An 18395-nucleotide genomic window follows, 5' to 3' on the forward strand; every position below is an offset into this window, starting at 1 on the left:
GCCATGGTTCGCTCCGCCGCCTATTTCGTCGCCTACTGGCTGATCACCGCCGTGTTCGCCCTCGCCTGCTCCCTGCTGGCCCTGTTGCCAGGTCGCAAACCGCTTGCCTATGGCATCCAGCTTTATGGCTCCGCCCAGCGCGTCGCGCTGTTCTTCATCGCCGGGATCAGCATCGAGGTGCGCGGCAAGGACCGCTTGCCGCGAGAGCCCAGCGTCATCGCCGCCAAGCATCAAAGCTGGGGCGACGGCTTTGTGATGATTTCCGAACTGGCCCAGCTGTCCTTCGTGGCGGGCGATCATCTGTACAAATTCCCTTTGGTCGGCCGCATCCTCAACAAGCTCGGGGCCATCGTCCTGTCCAATGGCGGCGGAGACGACGCCCGCGCCCGGATGAACGACAGCCTGGACATGCTTCGGCATGAGCGCCGTGACGTGCTGATCTATCCCGAAGGCCATCTGGCCGCGCCGGGCGAGAAACACGCCTATCGCAAGGGCGTCTGGCACCTCTACGCTGACCTGAACCGCCCGTGCACGCCGGTCGCCACCAATCTAGGGCTGGCGTGGAACCAGCAATCCTTTCGCAAGACGCCGGGCCGCGCCGTTGTGGAGTTTCTCGATCCCATCGAGCCCGGCCTTGAGAAAGATGAATTCATGGCGCGCCTTGAGGCCGTGATTGAAGCGCGCACCGACGCGCTGGTGAAGGAGGGGCTGACATGAGCCTGAAAATCGTCTCGACCCTGATGACCCAGCGCCGCTTCCTGCCGCTCTGGCTGGCGCAAACCCTGGGCGCCTTTAACGACAATCTGTTCCGCTATGCGCTGGTGGCGCTCGCCACCTATCAGGGCTGGACGGTGTTCGGTCTCGACAACGCCGTCATGGTGCCGCTGGCCGCCACGGCCTTCACCGTGCCTATCTTCGCCTTCTCCGCCATCGCCGGACAGGTGGCCGACCGCTACGACCGCACCAAGATCATGCGCATCGCCAAATTCGCCGAGATCATCCTGATGGTCCTGGCGGCGATCGGCTTCCTGTTCCAGCTGCCGCTGGCGCTGCTCCTGACCCTCTTCCTGATGGGCGTGCAGTCGACCTTCTTCCTGCCGGCGCGCAATTCCGCCCTGCCCTCCCTGATGGAGCCGCACGAGCTGGTCCCCGCCAATGCAGCGCTGTCCGGCGCCATCAATGTGGCGATCCTGTCGGGCGCCATTGGCGGCACCTTGCTGATCGCGCCGGACTGGGGCGTGCCGCTGATCAGCGCGCTTCTGGTGGTCATGGCGGTGCTGGGCTGGATCGCCATGCGCCAGCAAACCCCGGCGCCGGGCGGCAATCCCGATCTGAAAGTCCGCTGGGGGCTGCTGGGCGTCCTGTGGGAGACCCCGCGCATGCTCGGTCACGCCCTGCGCGCGCCTGAGGTGCTGCGGCCTCTCCTGGGCGTCGCCTGGTTCTGGATGCTGGCGGCGGCGGTGATCACCGTGCTGCCATTGTTCACCCGCGATGTTCTGAGCGCCGATGAAGGCGTAGTGGCGGTCTTCCAGCTGATCTTCACCATAGGCGCTGCGCTCGGGGCCGTGATCTGCGGCGCGCTGTCAAAATCGGGCGATGCGCTGCGCTTCTCCCTGATCGGCGCGATCCTCTTGACCGTCTTCCCCCTCGACATCGCGCTGTACACGATGAACCGGGCGCCGGGGCTTGAGCTGATCAACGCCGCAGACTTCCTGTCCGACCGCGAGAACTGGCGCATCCTCTTTGATCTGACCCTCTCCGCCGTGGGCGGCGGGCTGTTCCTGGTGCCGTTGCAGGCCATGGCTCAGCGCCGCGCCAAGGCGGAGATGCGCGGGCGGCTGCTGGCGGCGTCGGGCGTGCTCAACGGGCTGGGCGGCACATTGGGGCCTTTGGTGCTTCTGATCATCGGCGCGGTCAGCGCGCCGCTGCAAACCGCCTTCGTCTTCGTCGCCCTGGGATCGCTGGGAGCGGTCGCCTTCATTATCTGGCGCATGCTGTCGCGACGAAAAAGCCCTCAGTGAGCTGAGGGCTCGCCAAACCGCTCTCTTCGGTATATTCGAGCGGGCCATGGAATGGATCGCCGATACTGAGTCCCTGGCCCAAGCGTGTGCGAAGCTGCGTGAAGCCGAGTTTGTCGCCGTAGACACCGAGTTTATGCGCGAGAGCACGTTCTGGCCGCAGCTGTGCCTGATACAGGCGGCGGGCGACGAGACCGAAGTGCTGATCGACCCGCTGGCCGAAGGTCTCGACCTTCAGCCCTTCTATGACCTGCTGACAGATCAGAGCGTCATGAAGGTGTTTCACGCCTGTCGGCAGGATCTGGAAATCTTCTTTCACGAGGGCGGCGGGCTGATCCCGAAACCGCTGTTTGACAGCCAGATCGCCGCCATGGCCGTGGGCCTGGGCGATTCCGTGTCTTACGACAATCTGGTGCGTGCGCTGGTGAAGGTGAATCTCGACAAGGGCTCGCGTTTCACCGACTGGTCGCGCCGCCCGCTGTCTGACAAGCAAAAGGAATATGCGCTCGCGGATGTGACCCATCTGCGCGACCTGTTCCCGATCCTGCGTGAGAAACTCGCCAAAGTGGGCCGCGAAGCCTGGCTGGCCGAGGAGATGAAAACCCTCACCGACCCGGCCACCTATCAGATGCATCCTGAAGACGCCTGGAAGCGTCTGAAACTGCGCAAGACCACCGCGAAATGGCTGGCGGGGCTGAAGGCCGCCGCCGAATGGCGCGAGACCGAAGCGCAGACCCGCGACATTCCCCGCTCTCGCATCATCAAGGATGACGGCCTGTACGAGCTGGCGCACGCCAGCCCGACCTCGCTGGATGACCTGAAGAATCTGCGCGCCGTGCCCAAGGGCTTTGAACGCTCCAAGCCCGCCGAGCGCCTGATCGCGATCATGCAAGAAGCGCTGGCCGACCCCAAAGCCTATGCGCCCAAGGTGGACAAGCCCGAAGCCAGCCCGCCCAATCTGGGGCCGATCATCGAAATCCTGAAAGTCTTCCTCAAGGTCGTCTCCGAGCAGGAGGGCGTCGCCAGCCGGCTGATCGCCACCGTGCCCGATCTCGAGAAGCTCGCCGCCGACGACGAGGCTGACATTCCCGCCCTCAAGGGCTGGCGCCGCGACGTGTTCGGCGCCGAAGCCCTGCGCCTCAAACGCGGCGAGATCGCCCTGGTGCTGGAAAACGGCAAGGTCGAGGCTGTCGAGCTGGAATAGCGGTTTCGCTATGGGTCCCCGGATCAAGTCCGAGGACCGAAATGCTAAGCCCGGCCCTCTCGGCCTTCGGACTTGATCCGGAGGCCCTTGAGAGGGAGTAGCGCTGCTCGTGGTTGATGTTTCAGCATTTCATACTCCCTCTCTCTCCCGGCGAAGGCCGGGACCCAGAGATCATCAAGCGCTGCACATCCGGCTCTGGATCCCCGCCTGCGCGGTGAAAGAGATCGTTCAAATCCCAAACAAAAAGCCCCGGTCCATGACCGGGGCTTTTCAAACATTCAGCGAGACATTCCCTAAAGCGGAATATTGTCGTGCTTCTTCCAGGGATTGGTGAGCTCTTTGCCGCGCAGGGTGCGCAGGGCCTTGATCAGGCGGTGGCGGGTGTTGTGAGGCTGGATCACATCATCCAGGAAACCGCGTGAGGCGGCCACGAACGGGTTCGCGAACCGGTCTTCGTATTCCTTCACATGCTCGGCCATCTTGTCCGCGTCACCCAAATCCTTGCGGTGGATGATTTCCGCGGCGCCCTTGGCGCCCATCACCGCGATTTCCGCCGTCGGCCAGGCATAGTTCACATCGCCGCGCAAATGCTTGGACGCCATCACGTCATAGGCGCCGCCATAGGCCTTGCGGGTGATGACGGTGAGCTTCGGGACGGTGGCCTCGGCATAGGCGAACAACAGCTTCGCGCCATGCTTGATCAGCCCGCCATATTCCTGCTTCGTCCCCGGCAGGAAGCCCGGCACGTCCACAAAGGTGATCAGCGGAATTTCAAACGCATCGCAGAAGCGCACAAAGCGCGCGGCCTTCTTGGAGGCGTCAATGTCCAGAACGCCGGCGAGGCTGAGCGGCTGGTTCGCCACAAAGCCCACGGTCTGGCCCTCCAGTCGGCCAAAGCCCACCACGATATTGGTGGCGTAATCGGGCGCGATCTCGAAGAAATCGCCCTCATCGGCCACTTTGGCGATCAATTCCTTGATGTCATAAGGCTTGTTGGGGTTCGGCGGGACCAGCGTATCCAGGCTGGGCTCGACGCGGTCTGGCGCGTCAAAGACCTCGCGCACGGGCGGGTCTTCACGGTTGGAGGCGGGCAGGAAGTCGATCAGGCGGCGCACCTGGACCAGCGCCTCGATATCGTTCTCGAACGCGCCTTCGGCGACGCCGGATTTCTTGGCGTGAACGGAGGCGCCGCCCAGCTCTTCATGGGTGACGATCTCGTTGGTGACGGTTTTCACCACGTCCGGGCCCGTCACATACATGTAGGAGGTGTCCTTCACCATGAAGATGAAGTCGGTGATGGCGGGCGAATAGACATCGCCGCCCGCGCACGGCCCCATGATGACGGAGATTTGCGGAATGACGCCCGAAGCCAGCGTGTTACGCTGGAATATCTCGGCATAGCCGCCCAGCGCGTCCACGCCTTCCTGGATGCGAGCGCCGCCGGCGTCAAACAAGCCGATGATCGGCGCGCCGTTTTTCAGCGCCGCGTCCTGAACCTTGCAGATCTTGCGCGCATGAGCGGCGGACAGAGAGCCGCCGAACACGGTGAAATCCTTGGCGAACACATAGACCAGACGGCCATTGATGGTGCCCGAGCCCGTGACCACGCCGTCGCCGGGGATTTTCTTCTCGGCCATGCCGAACTCGGTGCAGTCATGTTCGACGAACATGTCGAACTCTTCAAAACTGCCCTCGTCCAGAAGCACGTCCAGACGTTCGCGCGCGCTCAGCTTGCCCTTGTCATGCTGGGCCTTGATGCGGGCTTCACCCCCGCCCATGCGGGCCGCTTCACGTTTCGCGTCGAGCTGTTCCAGGACGGCTTTCATCAGCCACACTCCCAAGATTATTATTCATTATGCGCTTGCTAGCACCGGTTCGCGCTCCTGTGCAAATGTGCTGTAAAGCCAGCAAGACCCCGAGGCTCCCACCATCAAGCAGGGCCTCGGGGTCTTGTCTGACCCATTTGTCTCAGGGTTGAGTGTCAGGCTGCGTTGGCGGCCTGTGACAACTCTCCTCCCGGAGCGCGCCGATACTGGTCGAGCACCGAATTCAGATAACGCTCCATGGCGTCCAGGGCGGACCGCTCCATAGAAAGCTGAAGGCGCGTAATCCGCTCGGTGCTGCCTGCAATGCGAACAAAGACAGGCTCATGGTCCGGCAGGGTCAACTGACACCGCGTCCCTGACTCCATGGCGATATTCCCCTCAATCTCCACAATTGCAGGAGAAATCCTCATGATCGTGACCGGTTGCCTTTGCCCCCTCACCTCCAGATGGGCTGCGATATGAACAGGCTGGGGCGCAATGGCGTCACGCGTGCTGCTATCGCCGATGCCGTCGAGGAAGCTTCGCACCTCTTCTGAAAGCACCGATGCCTCTTCGCTGAGGCTGGAGGACGCCGTACGGACTTCCTGAGACGCTTCACGCGCGACCGCGCCGGCCACATTCACTTCTTCGATTTCACTTGTGATTTGTCCTGACTGATCCGCAAGCGCCCCCGCAGAGCGCGCAATTTCGTCTGTGGCGGCGCGCTGCTCTTCAGCGGCTGCAGCAACCGTCTCCGCCACCTCGTCCAGCGCCAGGATCGAGGACTGGATATCTTCCATCGCTTGCGTGGCGGTTGATGAGAGACTGGTGATGGATTTGATCGCATCGCCAATTTCATCCGTGGCCCGGCTCGTCTGTTCGGCCAGAGATTTGACCTCGCTGGCCACCACGGCGAAGCCCTTGCCTGCTTCACCGGCGCGCGCCGCTTCGATGGTCGCGTTAAGGGCCAGAAGATTGGTCTGGTCCGCGATCTCATTGATCAGGGACACAATACTGGACACCTGGTCGATCGCTTCGCCCAGCCGACCCACATCGGCGCCAGCTTCATCAGCTCTGTCTTTCACTGATTTGCTCATCTGGGAGGTGCGCGTCGCCTGTTCCCCGATTTCGGCGACTGAGGCGTTCATCTCCTGAGCGGCCGAGGCGATGGTTTCGATCGCCTGTTGCGCCTGCACCATTGCGCGGGCCACGGAATTCGCCTTGGCGTGAGTCTGGTCGGCGGCCTTTTCCATATTTTGCGCCGTACCGCCCATGGAGGACGAGGATTGGTCAAATCGCTGCATGACCCCGGCCGTGGATTTGCCGAACATCGCCACAAGCTGATCAATCGCATCCTGACGGTGCCGCTGCTCCTGAACCTTCACCAGGCGCTCTTGCTCAAGCTTGACGCGATCCCTGGAATTCTCCGCCAGCACGAACAACGCCCGCGCCATGGCGCCCATCTCGTCATGTCGGTCAACGCCTGGAACTTCGGTCTCCAGCCGCCCCTCCGCCAGATTGGTCATGGACGCAGTCAACGCAGTGACCGGCGTGACAATCGAGCGAATAAGCACGAAGGCGGCGGCGGCGCCCAGGGCGACCGCAAGCGCAAGAACTAATCCGATCTGGACAAACGCGGCCGCTTTAGCGGCCACCAGCTCATTCAAGGCCATTGTCTTGGAGTGGTTGGCCACCTCCACCATGGCGTTAATGGCGGTCATGGAAGCGGGCACGCGTTGATCAAAAAACGCACTATTGGCGCTTTGCTCTTCAGACATGGCCTGCGCCAGCAAATCCAGCCCCGTGTCGAACCGCTCCAAACCCTCAGGCAAACGCATGGACGGAGCCTCAAGCAAACTCGCCAGACGTGAGGCTTCCTCGATTTCCAACCGGGCGCCCGCCAGGTCGGTTGCGTTCAGATCATCCAAAAAGCGGTTCGCCAGATTGCGAGCTTGAGCGATGTGAAACAGCACAGTCATGACGCCTGGGTCTGTCCCTGAGCCGAGCTGCACCGCTTGAAGGTCCTGCGTCATCCGCTCTCCGGTCTGACGCAATTGCTCCTCAACAATCAGGTTTCGCTCCACACGCTCTCGCGCCATGAGCTCAAAGGCCTGGCGCAGCGCTGCGAGCTCCTCGCCTGCAGACTGCAACGCCGTTCGATAGGCTTCGTCAGGAGCAACATCGAGCGCCTCGGCCTGAGCCTGCTCAACAGCCTCGAACAAGGCCTGGGTCGCGTCAAAACGCGCTTGGGTGTTACGTGCGGCGTACTCCTTCGCCCCCCCGATGAAGTCCGTGGTACGGACTCTCAGCATATCCGCCGCCTCAACTTCCAGAGAGGCGGTCTCGTAATGCTTAAAGGCGGATGTGATCTGGTTCAGGCTGAACAAGGCGCTCGTTGCGATCAGCACAAGGCACAGACCCAAAACCGACAATCCGACGACAATCCGCCGGGAAATCGGCCAGTTTCTCATGATGCTTGCAAGCACGGGATCACTCCTCGCTCAGTGAATTCACAAGTGAGACAAGTTCGCTGTTTTCGAACGGTTTGCGGATCGTCGCGTCCGCAAGGTTCTGACTGGCGGACAGCGCGTCTTCAGCGTCAATCAGGGCGCCGCCGCCGGATATCGCGATCAGCTTTCCCGCCAACCCGCCTGCGCGCAATTGCTCCAGCGTTTCCAGGCCATCCTGTTCCGGCATCAGCATGTCCACGACCGCGATATCGGGTCGGCAGCGCCGCGCAACCTCGATACCGGCGACACCGTCGGCCGCTTCTTCAATCTCGTGCCCGGCACGACTGAGTACACCGGCGATGGATCGCCGCACTCCAGGGACATCGTCAACAATCAAGACCTTGGCCATATCAGACTCCTAAAGATGAGGGGCGTTGGAAGATGGAAACCGTAGTTCAAAACAGGCGCCCTTTGCGCGGGGCAGAAGTCGCACTTGGCCATGAGCTCGCGAGACCAGGTCAAAAACCACATACAGGCCGAGCCCAGCGCCTTTGCCGGCGGCTTTGGTCGTAAAGAAAGGCTCGAAAATCTTGTCCGCGACCTCAGGGCTCACGCCGGGTCCGTCATCCTCAACCGTGAGGACCAGATCGCTCTTGTCTGACTGCAGGCGAAGCGTGACGTCCCCGGCGCTGCCCATCGCATGCGCGGCGTTCAGAATCAGATTCGTCAGGATCTGCTGCAGTCCTGCGCGCGACAGGTCACGTACAGCCAGCTCCTCAGTCGCCTCATTCGTGAAGGTCACCTGGACCGAGCTCGCAAGAGACCGTTTCACAAACGCCAGCGCGTCAGCAATCGCCGGCGCCAGAACCAGCTGCTCGCCGGCCTGAGGCGATGTGCGCGTATATGTGAGAATCTCAGCGACAAGATCCCGCGCATCACGGGCGCTCTGAACCATCAGGTCCAGATCCGCTCTGGATTGAATCGCATGTTCGGGCAGGTCCTCAGCAACGAGTTCCGGCAAGGAAATCAGCGGCTGGAGCAAATTGTTGATCTCGTGCGCCACACCGCCCGCAAGACGCCCTAGCGCCTCGATCTTTTGACGGTGATGCTCGGCGAGACGGGCGGCGCGAATCTGCGTCACGTCGTGCTGCAACCCGATATAGGCGCGCACCGTTCCGCGTGGCCCGCAGAGCGGCGACAGATGGAGCGCATTCCAGAACGTCTCGCCATTCCTGCGATAATTGAGCAGATCAATACGAAGGGACTCGCCCCGGCGAATGGCGTTTCGCATTGCGCTAATCGCATCAGGGTCTGTATCAGGCCCCTGCAGGAAACGGCAGTTTCGACCGATCACCTCGTCCCGACGATACCCGGTCGTATCCAGAAAAGCCTGATTGACGAAGGTCAAAGGGCCATCTGGATGCGACATGTCGGCTATGGTGATACTGACTTCGCACGCTTCGATCGCCTGCCCTAAAAGATTGGCGTCTGGAAGATCGACAGGGGGAGAGATCTCAAGATTACGCATGGCGCCCGAACACTCCTTCGGACGCATTTCGCGCGCATAAGATTAACGGTAAGTGCCGCTAGTGATCCCCTGAGGGGAAGCCGCCTGGCTCGCAACAACTTAAGGAATTACACTTCTGCCTCATCAAGCGCCCGCATCACGGTCTCGCAGGCGATCAGATCGCGCTTGCGATTGGCGGCGGCCAAAGCGGCCTCTGAATCCTCGCCCCAGCGTTCGGTCTGGTAATCGTCATCCACGCGCGCGGCGGTCCAGACGGCCTCTGCGTCGGCCTCACCTTCCAACAATGCAAACGCCAGAATCGCCGAGCCGAGAATTGGCGTGGCGCTGACCAGCGCCGTCAACCGGAGATCATCCTGGGCCAGCGCCCGCGCCTTCAGCGCCTCGATCGAGCTTTCAGGCTGCTCCAGCGCCAATACGGTCGCGGCCGCGTTGAGCGGTGCGTCCAGAGCGGTTTTCGCCCACTCAAGATACGGATCCCACAGTTCAGCCTGTCGCGCGGCGAGACCGGACTCGTCGGCGCGATGGCTCAAAAGATCTGTGCGTCCGAACTTCGCCACTTCCTCCGCAGCGCCCTCGCGCACGCCTTCGATACGGTCGAGCGCCACATGCAGGATGCGCGTGATCGGCATGGTGAAGGGATCGATCACTGTCTCCTGCGCCGACCATTCCGCCGCCAGCGCCTGAGCCAGCGTTTCGGACGGCACTTGCAAGGCGCGCTTGGCGGGAGTTTTCACCGGGCGTCCGTCCAAAAGCACCGACCAGCCGCCTTCGCCGGGCTGAAGGCTGACCTCTTTGTAGAACCGTTTGGGCAATTCGCGGTTTTCCGCCTTGGCTTTCGACATGCTCATGCCGCGCTGTCTCCATGCTCTGCAAAGGCGTCGAGCGCCGCATTGAGGTGTTCAAATTCATCATGGATGGAATGAGCGCCGCCCTCGGCGATCTCGTCATGGGTGTGAAAGCCCCAGGAGACGCCCAGCGCATGGGTTTTCGCCGCGCGCGCCATCAGCATGTCCCAGCTGGTGTCGCCGATCATCACGGTGCGCGACGCGTCGACTCCGGTTTCCTTCATCGCGTCCAGCACCATGCGCGGATTGGGCTTGCCCGCCCCGCCATCCACGGTCTGAAGCGTCTGGAAATGCTTGTGAAGGCCATGATGCTCAAACACGATATCCAGCCCGCGCCGCGCCTTGCCCGTGGCGACGCCCAGCAGCCAACCTTCATCGGCCAGGCGTTCCACGGTTTCGCGAGCGCCCTCATAGAGCGGTTCTGAGAAGCCGTCCTGGGCGCGCATCTCCACAAAGGCCTGCTTGTAGAAATTGGCGAGTTCGGGAATGCGTTCGGCGGGATAGTCGGCCGGCGCCAGACGCAGCACGGCTTCGGTCAGCTCCAGCCCCACGATCATACGCACCTTGTCATAGGGGATCTCGCCCAGCCCGGCACGGTCAAAGGCGCGGGTCATGGCGCGGTGGATCACCTCGCGGCTGTCGACCAGCGTGCCGTCCACGTCAAAGACGGCGAGCTTGAGCTCGTTCATGTGAGCGCCTCTTCAACCAGCATCAGATTGTCGTCGGGGTTAAAGCCCAGCGCGTCAAAACTGTCGGCCATATGGCGCGGCAAATCCGCTTCCAGCACCAGAGGCGGCTGACCGTCGCGCGGAATCTCGATCTTGCGCGCATGCAGGTGCAGCTTGCGCGACAGGCCTTCAGGGTCGGGATAATCGCACGGGTATTTGCCATCGCCATAGATGGAATGCCCCAGGGCCTGCATGTGCACGCGCAGCTGGTGCGTGCGTCCGGTTTCGGGCCGCAGCACGACCCAGCTCACGCGTTGGCCGGCATTATCGGCCACAGCATAACGGGTCAGCGCATGCTGGGCGCCCTCTTCGCCATGGTGGGCGCCGACCATCAGCTCACGATCGCCTTCGGTGGACTTCTTGATGAAGCCCTTGATCTCGCCGGCGCGCGGGGTGGGCACGCCCAGACAGACCGCCCAATAGGTCTTTTTCACATCGCGGGTCTGAAACAGGCGCGCCAGCGATTTGGCGCTTTGCGCGGTCTTGGCGACAACCATCACGCCGGAGGTGTCTTTATCGAGCCGGTGGACCAGACGCGGTTTCTGATCGCCCTTGCCGAACGCCTGCAGCAGATGATCGAGATGCATCTTGATCTTGGAGCCGCCCTGCGCCGCCAGCCCCGGCGGCTTGTTCAGCGCGATCAGATGCTTGTCCTGATAGATCACCAGAGAACGGGCATAGGCGGCGTCATCGCGATTGATCGCGGGCGCTTCGCTCTGCTCGCCGGGTTCCGGCATGGGCGGAATGCGCACGGACTGGCCCGCGCTCAGGCGCTGACTGCCCTTGGCCCGGCCGCCCTCGACGCGGATCTGGCCCTTGCGCAGCAATTTCTCGATCATGCCATGGCTGACATGGGGGAAATGTTTCTTGAACCAGCGATCGAGACGCATCTCGTCTTCGTCGGCGGTCACGTCTTTGGTCTGAACTCCGCTCATGCGGCAAATACCTTTCGCGCCAGGATGAGCCCGGCGAACACAGCGACCATCGAGGCCATCAGCGTTCCGCCCGCATACATCGCGGCCATTACATAAGTCTTGCGCTCCACCATCACCATGACGTCGAGGGAGAAGGCGCTCATCGTCGTGAACGCACCCAGGAACCCCACGCCCAGCGCATAGCGCAGCTCGGTAGCGTCCGGCCGCCCGGCCAGCGCCAGCCAGCCCACCAGGCCGCCCAGGAGGAAACAGCCCAGCACATTCACCGTGAAGGTGCCGTACGGCCATTCCGGCCCGATCAGGCGCATTCCCGCCTGATTGACGACATGCCGCGACACCGCGCCCAACGCGCCGCCCAGCGCTATGAGAAGCACATGTTGCATGGGCGAGAGGGTTAGGCGTGTGAGCGCGCTGGCGCAAGAGGATCAGGCGGTGGGGAATGAATTATGAGACGGCAGCGCCTAATCCCCGCGTTTCGCGCGGTCGGCGCGCACAGCGCGAAACCGCTCTAGCCGCTCCAGCAGCGCGGCTTCGCGGCCCTGGGGTTTGGGCTCGTAGAAGGTGGGGGGCTTGCCCATTTCGGTCGGGAAATAGTTCTGGCCCGAGACGCCGCCTTCCACATCGTGGTCGTACTCATACCCTTGGCCATAGCCCACCTCTTTCATGAGCTTGGTGGGGGCGTTGAGGATATGGGCGGGCGGCATCAGGGAGCCGGTGCCCTTGGCGGTGCGCAGGGCGGCTTTCCAGGCGGAATAGACCGCGTTTGATTTGGGCGCGCAGGCGATGTGAACGACCGCCTGGGCCAGCGCCAGATCGCCTTCGGGACTGCCGAGGAATTCATAGACATCCTTGGCCGCCAGCGCGGCATGTACGGCGCCGGGATCAGCGAGGCCAATCTCCTCATTCGCCATGCGCACAATGCGCCGCGCCAGATAGAGCGGGTCCTCGCCGGCGCTGAGCATCCGCGCCAGCCAGTAGAGCGCCGCATCCGGGTCCGAGCCGCGCACGGATTTGTGGAGCGCCGAGATAAGGTTGTAATGCTCCTCGCGGTCCTTGTCGTAGACCGGGGCGCGCTTTTGCAGCACCGAGGACAGGTCCTTGAGATCGAGCGGCGCCTCGGGTTTCAGCGCGATCAGTTCTTCCGCCAGATTGAGCATGTAGCGTCCGTCGCCATCAGCCATGGCGATCAGGCCTTCACGCGCGTCTTCGGTGAGGGGCAATGTCGTCCCCTCCTCGGCCTCGGCGCGCCTGAGCAGTTTTTCCAGCGCCTCGGCGTCGAGGCGTTTGAGCACCATCACCTGACAGCGCGACAGCAAAGCGGCGTTCAGCTCGAAACTGGGATTCTCGGTGGTGGCGCCGACAAGGGTGATGATCCCTTCCTCGGCGACCGGCAGGAAGCCGTCCTGCTGGGCGCGGTTGAAGCGGTGTATCTCGTCCACGAACAACAGCGTGCCCCATCCCGCCTGACGCCGGGCGCGGGCGCGTTCAAAGGCTTTCTTGAGATCGGCGACGCCGGAGAACACCGCCGAGATGGCGTCAAATTCCAGCCCCGCCCGCTCGGCCAGCAGGCGCGCAATGGTGGTCTTGCCAACGCCGGGCGGCCCCCACAGGATCAGCGATGACAAGCGCCCCTGCGCCAGCATGCGGCCCAAAGGACCGTCGGGGCCCAGCACATGGTCCTGGCCGACCACGTCTTCGAGCGTTTGCGGGCGCAGTCGGTCGGCCAACGGACGCGGCGCCTCGGTTTCAAGTCCGGCGGAAGAAAACAGATCACTCATGGCGCGGACTATGGGCTAAGCTGGGGATTGTTCGCAAATGTTCTAGCCAGTGGAGCACGCGTCATGCCCCAAGCGCCCGCCCGCCACTCGGTCGCGCCCTATCTGTCCGTCCGCAACGGCCTTGAGGCGATCAGGTTTTACGAGACCGCCTTCGGCGCCGAAGAAGCCGAACGCTATGAGTTCGAAGGCAAGCTTGGCCATGCCGCCCTGCGCATCAATGGCGGGGTCATCTTCATGGCGGACGAATTTCCCGAACACGAGGCGATGACCGGCAATGTGGCGCCGCCGACGCTGGAGGGCCGCACCACCTTCACCATCAGCCTGCAGGTGGATGATGCGGACGCCTGGCACTTACGCGCCGTTGAGGCCGGATGCATCTCCATCCGGGACGTCACCGATGAATTCTTCGGCCGTCACGGCAAGGTGCGCGACCCGTATGGCCATGTCTGGTCGCTGGTGACGCTGAAGTCGGCGGACTAGAGCGCCTTAAGCGTCCGGGCCCACATTATAGTGATTGCCCACCAGCATGATGGTCAGCAAGCCGCCGGCGATAATGCTGGCGAAGCCGAACCAGGGCTCCCAGTTCAGGGCGTAGGCCAGAGCCAGAACCACGAAGCCCGCCAGAACCGGCAAGGCCCAGAGCGCGAGGGTCAGCTTGGAGATGGGACGGGGCGTCGGGGCGTCGGACATGGGGCGGTCTTTCCAGCAAGACTGCGTCAAACCGCAGTCAAAGGTTCTCTTTTGGGCGTTAGGGCTGTATATGGCCCGGCTTGCTTGAACAAGAAACCCTGATCCCATGGCCGATCTACATCTGGAAATCTCGAAGGACTTCACCTTCGACGCTGCGCACCATTTCGAGCACAAGGACGCCAGCCATCCGTTTTCACGGATGCATGGGCATTCCTTTGCCGGAACCGTGACGCTGACCGGACCTCGTGCGGCCGAAAGCGGCATGGTGCGCGATTTCTGGGAGATCGACGCCGAGATCAACAAGATCCGCGATCAGCTCGACCACCGCCTTCTCAATGATGTGGAAGGCCTCGAACACCCCTCGCTCGAAGCCATCGCCTTCTGGGTGTTCGAACGCCTTGAGAAGACCCTGCCCGGTCTGACCGCCGTCGAGATTCGCCGTCCCAGCTGTGGCGAAAAGGCTGTGGTGCGTCGGGGTTAGGACCTGCCCCCCGTAATGCGCATCGAACCCAGAGGGTTCGCTAGGCCAAAGGCCGCCCGCAGCGAAGCGAGGATCGTCACGCCTTAAGGGCGTGACCCCAATCAAAGCGCCTCGAACACGTCCCGACTGAGCCTTGGGTCAAAATGCTGACCGCCATCCACGCACAGAGTCTGCCCCGAGACGGAGGGCGTGTTCACGAAAAAGCGCAGCGCCGCGACCAGATCCTCCGGCGTCGAGCCCTTCTTGAGCGGCGTGTCGTCATGGACCCGCTCGAACTCGGCTTCGGAATGATGCGCGCTCGGCAGCGTCAGCCCCGGCGCGATGGCGTTCACCCGCACTTTGGGCGACAGCGACTTCGCCAGCATCTCCGTCATGGTTTTCAGCGCGGCTTTTGAGAGCGTGTAAGAAAAATAATCCGCGTTGAGATTAAAGAGCTTGTAATCGAGCACATTGACCACGCAGGCCCGCTCCAGCCCCTGCCCGGCTAGCGCCTTGGTCAAAAGCGCCGGAGACAAGGTGTTCGCGGTCATGTGCCGATGAAAACTGTCTGCGCCCAGATCTTCGAGCTGGTCTTGTTCAAACACCGACGCGGAATTGACCAGCACGCCCACCGGCCCCAGCGCTTCATTGGCGCGGGCGATCAGCCCCGCCGCCTCTTCAGGCTGTGAGAGGTCCGCACCCAGAGCAATCGCCTTCACGCCGCTCTCTGACAACTCGGCCGCCAGCGCTTCTGCCTCGTCTGACGAGCTGTTGTAATGGATGATCACATCATGACCGTCCGCCGCCAGCGCCTCGATGAAAGCGCGGCCCAGACGCTTGGCGCCGCCTGTGACCAGGGCGGCGGGTTTGTCGCAGGTGTAATCGCTCATGATAATCCTATCTGCACTCTGTCAGCCCTCAGCGGTTTGGCGCGCCGGCAATCCGGCTTATACCGCTGTCAGAGAGATGGATGTAGAGGCCGCCTTATGAAACTCGACGCTCTGGCTGCACAAAACGCCGCGAACCCTCGCCCCGATTATGCGGGCGAACGGGTGAGCGTGCGCGTCAACCGCCTGCGCCTTGAGGCGGAAGTGGGCGTGTATGATTCAGAGCGCGGCCGCAAACAGCCCCTGGAAATCAGTCTGGAAGCGGAAGTCGCGCCCGAGGCCACCCACCCCCACGGCGCTTTGGGCGACGCAGTCAATTACGCCGCCATGGCCGAAACCGTGCGCCAGATCGTCGGCGCCGCCCATCATGATCTGCTGGAAGATCTGGCCCAAATCATCGCCGACACCCTGTTCGCCGATCCGCGCGTCAAACGCCTTGATCTGACGCTCGACAAGCTGACGGCGCTGGAGGATGCGCAGAGCGTGGGCGTCAGCCTCAGTCGCTGGCGCTGACGACTCAGTCCTTCGCGCCTATCTTAGGCCCATGGTCAAAGCCAATCGCCCCGACGCTCCGCCGCTAGACAAGACTTCTGACGCTGGCCCCAAGCCGGCGCCGAAGGAGTATCGCACCGGTCCGGAGATCATCGCCGACTATGTGAAGAACCTGTCCCAGGGACCGGGCGTCTACCGCATGTATGGCGCGGACGGCGAAGTCCTTTATGTGGGCAAGGCGAAAAAGCTCAAGAACCGGGTTTCGAGCTACGCCAAGTCCGGCGGCCACACCAATCGCATCGCCCTGATGATCTCGCTGACGCGATCCATGGAGTTCGTGCTCACGCGCACCGAGACCGAAGCGCTGCTGCTGGAAGCGAACCTGATCAAGCGCCTGAAGCCGCGCTTCAACATCCTGCTGCGCGACGACAAGAGCTTTCCCTACATCCTGATCCGGCGCGAGCATGAGAGCCCGCAGCTGGTCAAGCATCGCGGAGCCCGCAAGGCCAAAGGCGATTATTTCGGCCCCTTCGCCAGCGCCGGCGCGGTCAACAACACGCTGAACACGCTGCAAAAGGCGTTCGGAATCAGGACCTGCACCGACAGCACATATGAGGCTCGCACGCGTCCCTGCATGCTCTACCAGATCAAGCGGTGCGCCGGGCCGTGCGTCGACCTGGTCAGCCCGGCTGACTATGACGAGCTGGTGCGCGAAGCGAAGGATTTCCTGTCAGGACGCTCCAACGCCCTGCGTCAGCGGCTGCAGGACGAGATGACCGAGGCGTCAGAGACGCTCGATTTCGAGACCGCCGCCAAGCTGCGCGACCGTATCCGCGCCATCGCCGCCGTCACAAGCCAGCAAGACGTCAATCCCGATGGCGTTGAAGAGGCGGACGTGATCGCCCTGCATCAGGAGGGCGGGAAGACCTGCGTACAGATCTTCTTCTTCCGCGCCGGTCAGAACTGGGGCAATCGCTCTCTGTATCCAAAGCACGAAGCCGATGCCTCCACCGATGAAATCCTCGCCGCCTTCATCGCCCAGTTCTATGACGACAAACCCGCCCCGCGTCTGATCCTGACCGGAGAAGACCCGCAGCAATCCGAGCTGCTGGCTGAAGCGCTGAGCTTGCGCGCCGGGCATTCCGTGGAGATCAAGACGCCGCTCCGCGGCTCGAAAAAGGCGCTGGTCGAAGCGGCGGAGCGCAACGCCAAGGAGGCCCTTGGCCGGACGCTGGCGGAAAGCCAGTCCCAGGCGAAATTGCTGGACGGTGTGGCGAAGGTTTTCGAACTCGAAGAGCGCCCCGACCGGATCGAGGTTTATGACAACTCCCACATTCAGGGCACGAACGCGCTCGGCGCCATGATCGTGGCAGGTCCGGACGGCTTTGATAAACAGAGCTATCGCCGGTTCAACATGAAGGGCGACGACGCGGCCACCAATGATGACTTCGCCATGATGAAGGCGATGCTCCGGCGCCGTTTCATGAGGCTGCAGAAAGACCGAGAGGACGGCGCGCCGGTTCCCGACCTGATTCTGATCGATGGCGGCAAGGGTCAGCTCTCCTCGGTGATGGAGGTGATGGAAGAGCTGGGCGTGGACGATGTGGCGGTCGCCGCGGTCGCCAAAGGACCGGACCGGGATGCAGGACGTGAAGTCTTCTACATGCCGGGCAAGCCGCCGATCCGCATGGCGATGAATGATCCGGTGCTCTATTACCTGCAGCGCATTCGTGACGAGGCCCACCGCTTCGCCATTACCGGCCACCGGGCCAAACGCGCCAAGCAGATGCGCGAAAATCCGCTAGACGACATTGCGGGCGTCGGGGCCAACCGTAAAAGCGCATTGCTGAAGCATTTCGGCTCGGCGAAAGCAGTCTCTCGCGCCAACTTGGCGGATCTGGAAGCGGTGGACGGCGTCTCCAAGGCGCTGGCCCGCAAAATCTACGAGCATTTTCATGAATAGCCTTCTGCGCCACTCGCCTAACGCCCTGACCCTGGCGCGGGCTCTCGCCGGGCCGCTCGGCGCCATCTTGCTGGTGCAAAGCTCTCAGGCCAGCGTGGAAAGTGAGGCTGTGCGTCTGGGGCTTTTCGCCGCTCTGATATTCATCATCGCTGCGCTGACAGACTGGCTCGATGGCTGGCTGGCGCGCCTTCTGAACGCGGAAAGCGCGCTCGGCGCCTTGCTAGACCCGATCGCCGACAAATGCCTCGTGGGCGCTTATCTGATCGCCTATTGCGCGATCAGCGGTTTTGACGCCTATCTGGTTTTGCCCGTCCTGGTCATTGTGGGACGTGATGTCGCAGTTACGGTCCTGCGCTTTGTTCGCCCCTCTCCTGGCACACTGCACGTGACACTCATGGCGAAGACCAAGACTGCGCTGCAAATGCTTATAACTGCAGCCCCTTTTGTGTTGATCTCTATGGGCTTTCGCGATGTGGCCGCCTGGTATCATTACTGGATCGGCGCGGTCTGGTTCCTGGCGCTGGTGACCGCCTGGTCAGCCTGGCCTTATTGTCGAGCCGCACTCAGACATTGAGCAGCGATCACCGCAGTGGTGAAGCGAGCTGTTAACCA

Annotated in this window: 19 protein-coding genes; 8 read left to right on the top strand and 11 right to left on the bottom strand. The window is 62.5% G+C overall.

What is annotated here, in order from left to right; translation table 11 throughout:
* Nucleotides 1-3 precede the first annotated feature (3 nt).
* Genes G405_RS0101320 through rnd form a run of 3 tightly spaced genes read left to right on the top strand, consistent with a single transcriptional unit; the run spans nt 4 to nt 3222 of the window.
* Complete coding sequence (locus G405_RS0101320) at nt 4-717, top strand: lysophospholipid acyltransferase family protein (RefSeq protein WP_022699692.1); 714 nt, start codon at nt 4-6, stop codon at nt 715-717.
* Nucleotides 714-2021 (top strand): MFS transporter, encoded by a 1308-nt coding sequence (locus G405_RS0101325; RefSeq protein WP_022699693.1) that lies wholly within the window; start codon nt 714-716, stop codon nt 2019-2021. Before G405_RS0101320 ends, G405_RS0101325 begins: the two co-directional genes overlap by 4 nt.
* A gap of 46 nt (nt 2022-2067) precedes the next feature.
* Nucleotides 2068-3222, top strand: coding sequence for a ribonuclease D (gene rnd, locus G405_RS0101330; RefSeq protein WP_022699694.1), 1155 nt, complete (start codon nt 2068-2070; stop codon nt 3220-3222).
* A 293-nt stretch (nt 3223-3515) separates the two neighbouring features.
* Here rnd and G405_RS0101335 read toward each other — a convergent pair whose 3' ends face one another.
* The 9 genes from G405_RS0101335 to G405_RS0101375 all read right to left on the bottom strand — a co-directional run bounded on the left by G405_RS0101335 (nt 3516) and on the right by G405_RS0101375 (nt 13291).
* A complete protein-coding gene (locus G405_RS0101335) occupies nt 3516-5048 on the bottom strand; it encodes an acyl-CoA carboxylase subunit beta (protein ID WP_022699695.1) in 1533 nt (510 codons plus the stop codon).
* Nucleotides 5049-5203: 155 nt separating this feature from the next.
* Nucleotides 5204-7513: a methyl-accepting chemotaxis protein gene (locus G405_RS16280; protein ID WP_156861314.1), complete on the bottom strand. Its 2310-nt coding sequence runs from the start codon at nt 7511-7513 to the stop codon at nt 5204-5206.
* Between the two features lie 4 nt (nt 7514-7517).
* Nucleotides 7518-7886 carry a response regulator transcription factor gene (locus G405_RS0101345; protein ID WP_022699697.1) on the bottom strand — a complete coding sequence of 123 codons (369 nt, stop codon included), beginning with the start codon at nt 7884-7886 and terminating at the stop codon, nt 7518-7520.
* 9 nt (nt 7887-7895) lie between these two features.
* Nucleotides 7896-9005 carry an ATP-binding protein gene (locus G405_RS0101350; protein WP_022699698.1) on the bottom strand — a complete coding sequence of 370 codons (1110 nt, stop codon included), beginning with the start codon at nt 9003-9005 and terminating at the stop codon, nt 7896-7898.
* 107 nt (nt 9006-9112) lie between these two features.
* A complete protein-coding gene (locus G405_RS0101355) occupies nt 9113-9853 on the bottom strand; it encodes an ATP12 family chaperone protein (protein WP_022699699.1) in 741 nt (246 codons plus the stop codon).
* On the bottom strand, nt 9850-10539 hold the full coding sequence (locus G405_RS0101360) for an HAD-IA family hydrolase (RefSeq protein WP_022699700.1): 690 nt from the start codon (nt 10537-10539) through the stop codon (nt 9850-9852). The genes G405_RS0101355 and G405_RS0101360 overlap by 4 nt, the downstream gene beginning before the upstream one ends.
* The gene (locus G405_RS0101365) at nt 10536-11513 is read right to left on the bottom strand and encodes an RluA family pseudouridine synthase (protein ID WP_022699701.1); all 978 of its coding nucleotides are present in this window, start codon (nt 11511-11513) and stop codon (nt 10536-10538) included. The genes G405_RS0101360 and G405_RS0101365 overlap by 4 nt, the downstream gene beginning before the upstream one ends.
* Nucleotides 11510-11896: a fluoride efflux transporter CrcB gene (gene crcB / locus G405_RS0101370; RefSeq protein ID WP_022699702.1), complete on the bottom strand. Its 387-nt coding sequence runs from the start codon at nt 11894-11896 to the stop codon at nt 11510-11512. The genes G405_RS0101365 and crcB overlap by 4 nt, the downstream gene beginning before the upstream one ends.
* A 78-nt stretch (nt 11897-11974) precedes the next feature.
* Complete coding sequence (locus tag G405_RS0101375) at nt 11975-13291, bottom strand: replication-associated recombination protein A (RefSeq protein ID WP_022699703.1); 1317 nt, start codon at nt 13289-13291, stop codon at nt 11975-11977.
* 63 nt (nt 13292-13354) lie between these two features.
* On the opposite strand from G405_RS0101375, the gene G405_RS0101380 reads away from it, so the two are divergent.
* Nucleotides 13355-13771 carry a VOC family protein gene (locus G405_RS0101380; RefSeq protein ID WP_022699704.1) on the top strand — a complete coding sequence of 139 codons (417 nt, stop codon included), beginning with the start codon at nt 13355-13357 and terminating at the stop codon, nt 13769-13771.
* A gap of 6 nt (nt 13772-13777) precedes the next feature.
* Here the strand turns inward: G405_RS0101380 and G405_RS0101385 are convergent, their stop codons facing one another.
* Nucleotides 13778-13981: a hypothetical protein gene (locus G405_RS0101385; RefSeq protein WP_022699705.1), complete on the bottom strand. Its 204-nt coding sequence runs from the start codon at nt 13979-13981 to the stop codon at nt 13778-13780.
* Nucleotides 13982-14087: 106 nt separating this feature from the next.
* Here G405_RS0101385 and G405_RS0101390 point away from each other — a divergent pair, with 106 nt between their 5' ends.
* Entirely contained in the window at nt 14088-14462 is a 375-nt protein-coding gene (locus G405_RS0101390) for a 6-pyruvoyl trahydropterin synthase family protein (protein WP_022699706.1), read from the top strand.
* A gap of 101 nt (nt 14463-14563) precedes the next feature.
* Here the strand turns inward: G405_RS0101390 and G405_RS0101395 are convergent, their stop codons facing one another.
* Nucleotides 14564-15331: an SDR family oxidoreductase gene (locus tag G405_RS0101395; RefSeq protein ID WP_022699707.1), complete on the bottom strand. Its 768-nt coding sequence runs from the start codon at nt 15329-15331 to the stop codon at nt 14564-14566.
* Between the two features lie 96 nt (nt 15332-15427).
* Here G405_RS0101395 and folB point away from each other — a divergent pair, with 96 nt between their 5' ends.
* The 3 genes from folB to G405_RS14680 are packed head-to-tail and all read left to right on the top strand — an operon-like array spanning nt 15428 to nt 18357.
* A complete protein-coding gene (folB, locus tag G405_RS0101400) occupies nt 15428-15841 on the top strand; it encodes a dihydroneopterin aldolase (protein WP_022699708.1) in 414 nt (137 codons plus the stop codon).
* 31 nt (nt 15842-15872) lie between these two features.
* A complete protein-coding gene (gene uvrC / locus G405_RS0101405) occupies nt 15873-17783 on the top strand; it encodes an excinuclease ABC subunit UvrC (protein WP_022699709.1) in 1911 nt (636 codons plus the stop codon).
* Nucleotides 17776-18357, top strand: a complete 582-nt coding sequence (locus G405_RS14680; RefSeq protein ID WP_022699710.1) for a CDP-alcohol phosphatidyltransferase family protein — start codon at nt 17776-17778, stop codon at nt 18355-18357. The genes uvrC and G405_RS14680 overlap by 8 nt, the downstream gene beginning before the upstream one ends.
* The last annotated feature ends 38 nt before the right edge of the window (nt 18358-18395 follow it).

It is taken from the genome of Oceanicaulis alexandrii DSM 11625 (assembly GCF_000420265.1).
GTDB lineage: Bacteria > Pseudomonadota > Alphaproteobacteria > Caulobacterales > Maricaulaceae > Oceanicaulis > Oceanicaulis alexandrii.